The sequence below is a fragment of the Tenuifilum sp. 4138str genome, from assembly GCF_041102575.1.
Classification (GTDB): Bacteria; Bacteroidota; Bacteroidia; order Bacteroidales; family Tenuifilaceae; genus Tenuifilum; species Tenuifilum osseticum.
In genome coordinates, this window is the sequence record NZ_JBGCUE010000024.1 from 1 (window position 1) to 1,485 (window position 1,485).

A 1,485-nucleotide genomic window follows, 5' to 3' on the forward strand; every position below is an offset into this window, starting at 1 on the left:
ATCAATGTCGTTTAGTTAAGGAATATTCATAATCGTTTGTAATTCATATAGTAAAGTCGCTTCGGTTTTTTATTTCGAGGTACTTTTCTATTTGGTCGGATTATTTCACGCGTGTTTTGTACAATATCATCAAAAGCTTCTAACGCAGCTTTAAACTGCTTTCGGATAAAAACCCCGATTAAAATATCCTGGGTCATTGAAATCGCATTAGTGCGGTTGATTTTTTGATCGTGCTTTCTTTCTTTATCTGCTTTATATTCGGCAGTAACCCGTTCTTCTATGGGATGAGCATATGCCGCACATAAAGTCATAAGGAATACTTTGGCATAAAAGTCCTGTTTAACTGCTGTAGCTGTTTTGCCGGAGAAGGCTTCAACTTCCACGCGGCTTTTTAGCAACTTGTAGGCCTCTTCTTCCGACCAGCGATAATGGTAAAGCTCCTCAATGTCTTTATGGGTGTAATACTGGTCGTCCAGTAACGAGGTGCACAATATTTCTATATCGCCATTCTCAAGCTCAACTTTCACTAATCGGCAAGTTATAGCTTGCCCAAGCATTTCAGGGTACTCCGATAGCTTTTTAACATCTTTTTTGGGTAGTGAAAAGGTCACCAAACGTTCTTTTTCGTCACTCCGGGTAAAGTCTTTTACCTGTAACCACCAATCATCTTTTAACCTAACACAAAACTCAATTTTCCTTGCCTTTAGCAGGAAAAGCAACCAAAAACAAGGATAGCCACGGTCCAATAAGAGTAAGTCCCCTTCTTCTACATGGCCAAGGTGTTTCATCAACAAATCCCTTTCGCTCGATGCGTAAGGTGCCAATTGGGCATCAATGGTTATTTGGTTCAACACATCGTATAGCATCGACCCCATGGCCAGTGACCTTGGACTATCTGCTTTGGGGCCAAACTGGTGTTGCCCGAACTCTTCAATCACGCTCGGATGGTTTGGCAGTACCAACCTTGTGCCATCAACAGCCACTACCCGTAAACCACCCCATACATCATAGTTTGCCTTTTCATAAAACGCATTGACAGCAACCTCATTTAATCGCTGAAATGCCCATGGGTTTAGTTTAGCCCTTGCCTGCGAAAATGCACCTTTGGTTACTTCCCGTATTTTAAAGTCGCTTTTCGCTATGGCTTTGAAAAATGAGTCAAGCTCCCTTTGTATGGAACTTTTAAAATTGATTACCAATATGATTAAGTTGTTGATTGTGAGTTTTCTATCGCGTGTGAATGCCCCTTTGAGGCCATTTTTAGAACGGCCTCTAAAGCTTTCATTTTCAAGTTCATACACTATGTGTTTTGATAAATACTCACGGTAATCGAAATTGCTTTTAATACTAGTGATACCCCCTTTATACCCCTACAAAGTAAGCGTACTCATCCTAAATTACAAACTTTTCAAAGAACTATTTTCCCCTATATCCTATTCTGTATGAGCTATTCCTATCCTTTTGCTTAACTAAACGACATTGAAT

1 protein-coding gene is annotated in these 1,485 nt (G+C 40.1%); it reads right to left on the reverse strand.

Annotated elements, in window-relative coordinates:
- Positions 1–26: 26 nt before the first annotated feature.
- A complete protein-coding gene (locus AB6811_RS13765) occupies positions 27–1,301 on the reverse strand; it encodes an IS4 family transposase (RefSeq protein WP_369491192.1) in 1,275 nt (424 codons plus the stop codon).
- Between the last annotated feature and the right edge of the window lie 184 nt (positions 1,302–1,485).